General features: G+C 73.4%; 3 protein-coding genes and 1 pseudogene. 3 read left to right on the top strand and 1 reads right to left on the bottom strand.

What is annotated here, in order from left to right:
• A pseudogene (locus FRCN3DRAFT_RS44085) lies at positions 1-646 on the bottom strand (hypothetical protein); the annotation flags it as partial.
• A gap of 162 nt (positions 647-808) precedes the next feature.
• Between FRCN3DRAFT_RS44085 and FRCN3DRAFT_RS0211850 the strand changes: the two are divergent.
• The 3 genes from FRCN3DRAFT_RS0211850 to FRCN3DRAFT_RS44080 form a co-directional block, all read left to right on the top strand.
• Positions 809-1,033, top strand: coding sequence for a hypothetical protein (locus tag FRCN3DRAFT_RS0211850; RefSeq protein ID WP_007520722.1), 225 nt, complete (start codon positions 809-811; stop codon positions 1,031-1,033).
• Positions 1,034-1,236: 203 nt separating this feature from the next.
• Positions 1,237-2,397 carry a serine hydrolase domain-containing protein gene (locus FRCN3DRAFT_RS0211845; RefSeq protein WP_007520720.1) on the top strand — a complete coding sequence of 387 codons (1,161 nt, stop codon included), beginning with the start codon at positions 1,237-1,239 and terminating at the stop codon, positions 2,395-2,397.
• Positions 2,398-2,502: 105 nt separating this feature from the next.
• Positions 2,503-2,876, top strand: a 374-nt coding sequence (locus tag FRCN3DRAFT_RS44080; protein WP_007520718.1) for a MerR family transcriptional regulator, incomplete at its 3' end; no start/stop codon positions are given.

Genomic DNA, 2,876 nt, shown 5'->3' with positions numbered 1-2,876 from the left:
CGCGCAGCCGCGACCAGCGGCCCGGCCGCGCCTCGTCACCGTCCGCGACGTCGACCGACGGCGTGCCGGAACCTCCGCGACCCGCGGAGCCGGCCGCCAGGCGGCCGGAGTCGGTGGGCCCGCTGTGCCACTGGAAGGAGGCGAACCAGGGCTCGGCGGTGGGATCGGAAAGCGGTGCCTCCGGCTCGTCGGCGGCCTCGTCGTCGTGGTCGCGGCGGACGAGTGTCGGCACCCGGCCTCGCAGCCAGCGGCCGGCGAGCTGCGCGGTCGACGGGAACGGGGTGCCGTCGAGCCGGGCGATGATCCGCAGCGCCGCGTCCTCCGCCTCATGGGGAACCTCGGGCTCGAGCTGGCGCAGCCAGGCTCGCTGGCCATAGCGCTGGCCCCACACCTGGACCGCGTCGCGCAGGTCGTGCAGCTGGACGCCGCGATGCCGGTCGCCGGTCCACTGGTCGGTCAGCGACCTGCCGAGCTCGGCATGCCAGATCATCGGCGGCAGGTCGTCGATGACGACCGCCATCCCGACATGGTTCACCGGGCTGTTCGTGAGCGTCTGGATGGCCCGGTCGGCGGGGGTGCGGCCGCGGAAGAGCCACAGATCACCGGTACGGCTCGCCTCCACGGCGGCGTCCAGGCTGACCGGCATGGCGCACATGCTCACAGCCTAGGACGGACTACCCGCCTCCGGACCCGTCCAGACAGGCTGGTCATGCTCCAGACCCATGTTTCCCGCGTCTTTCTCGCGTCCGTCGGCGGTCTTCTGGTGGATTGCCTCGGCCGTGCCCGCGGCCAGGTTCTAGCCTGAGGTATGCGTTGGTGGAAAGTGCTTGGTCTGGCCGGGGTCGTCGGGGTGGCGGCCACGGGCGCGATGGTGGCTCGCTCCGAACGCGCGCGTCGCGCTTACACGCCGGATGAGGTCCGCGAACGGCTGCACAGCCGGCTCGCCGAGAGCACCACCGCGCCGTCGTCCAACGGGTCGTCCGCCTCGACCCGGGCCGCCGGCTACCGCCGCGCCCACCCCGACGCGTCGTAGGGCCGGTGCCGCGCGCCACCGGCCTCTCCAGATCGCCGACCTCCCGGCCCGACCAGGGCCGACGTCGATCGCGGGCCCAGGCCGGTCGCGGGCCCGTCTCGGCCACGGGCTTACGTCGGTTGCGCGCAAGCCTTACCGGGTGCTGACATCCGCTTGCGACGATCTAGCCGCACGCCCTGTCGCCGCACTCCGTGAGGTCGCCGATGCGCCGCCCGCAGCCCTGCCACCGCCCGGCTCCCGTCGGCTTCCGAACGCGCAGGCTCCTCCCTCGACGGGCGGGAGCCGCGGCCGCGGCGTCCGCGTCCGGGCCGGCCTCGGCGCCGCACCAGCCGGGCGACGAGTGGGAGACCGTCGCCCCGGCCACGGTCGGTCTCGACCCGGCCAGGCTCGACGAGATCGCGAAGACGGCCGAGACCGGCAAGTCGAACTGCCTCCTCGTCGTTCGCGACGGGAAGATCGCTGGCGAGTGGTACTTCCGCGGCACCAACAAGGACACCACCCAGGACGTCTTCTCGGCCACGAAGTCCGTGACGAGCACGCTCGTCGGGATCGCCCAGGACGACGGTGACCTGAAGATCAGCGAAAGTGCCTCGACGTGGATTCCCGAGTGGCGCGGCACACCGTCGCAGGCAGTCACCGTCCGTGACCTGCTCAGCAACGACTCCGGCCGGCGCTGGAGCGTCGGTATCGACTACGGCCAGCTCATCCGGGCGACGGACCAGACCGCGTTCGCCGTCGGCCTGGACCAGGCGAACCCGCCCGGCCAGGTGTGGGCCTACAACAACTCCGCGATCCAGACGCTGCGACAGGTGCTGACGGGCGCAACCGGTCAGGACCCGACAGCGTTCGCCAAGGACCGGCTGTTCGGCCCGCTCGGCATGGCCCACACGTCGATGACGCCCGACGCCGCCGGCAACGCGCGGACCTACACCGGCCTGCACACCACCTGCCGCGACCTGGCCCGCTTCGGGCAGCTCGCCCTGGACCACGGCGTCTGGCACGGCAAGCAGATCGTCTCGGCCGACTGGCTGCGGGCCGCGACCGGCACGTCGTCCACCGAGCTGAACGCGGCCTACGGCTACCTGTGGTGGCTCAACCACGAGGGCCTCATCGGCAACCCCCTGGTCGCGACCGACCTCTCCCAGGTCGGCAACCAGACGGCGACCCGGGGACGGCTCGTGCCCGGCGCCCCGGACGACATGTTCTGGGCGATCGGCCTCGGCAACCAGGTCGTCCAGGTCGATCCCGGCTCCGACACGGTCGTCGTCCGGATGGGCATCCCCGAGACCACCCCCCGCCCGCCCACGTTCGGCCCCGGGGAAGCGAGCCGCGTCGTCACCCAGGCCGTCACCGGCGCCGGCTGATCGACCCCCGACGCGGGCCCGGGCCCGGCGAGCACCGCCACCCGGGCCGATCAGGCGGGTTTCGGGCTGGCGTTGACGTCGGCGGCAGGGTTTAGCGTCGGGCTCATGCGGATCGGCGAGCTGGCGCTGCGGGCGGGGACGAGCCCGCGGGCGCTGCGGCACTACGAGCAGGAAGGCCTGCTCGCGGCCCGGCGGCGGGCGAACGGGTACCGGGACTACGACGAGGACGACCTGCGGCTGGTGGCCGAGATCAGGTCGCTGCTCGCCATCGGCTTCACCCTCGACGAGGCCCGTCCGTTCGTCGACTGCCTGCGGTCCGGGCACGACCGCGGCGTCGCCTGCCCGGACGCCGCCGCCGTCCACCGCCGGAAGATCGCCGAGATCGACGCCTGCGTGACCCGGCTCGCCGAGATCCGCGCCGGTCTGGTCGGCCAGCTCGCCGAGGAGCTGGGGGGCCGGGTGGCCGGCGCCGGCACGCC

Origin of the sequence: Pseudofrankia saprophytica (genome assembly GCF_000235425.2) — a bacterium.
Classification (GTDB): Bacteria; Actinomycetota; Actinomycetes; order Frankiales; family Frankiaceae; genus Pseudofrankia; species Pseudofrankia saprophytica.
Note: the sequence above shows the minus strand (reverse complement) of the source record. Positions and strands in the feature narration are given on the sequence as shown.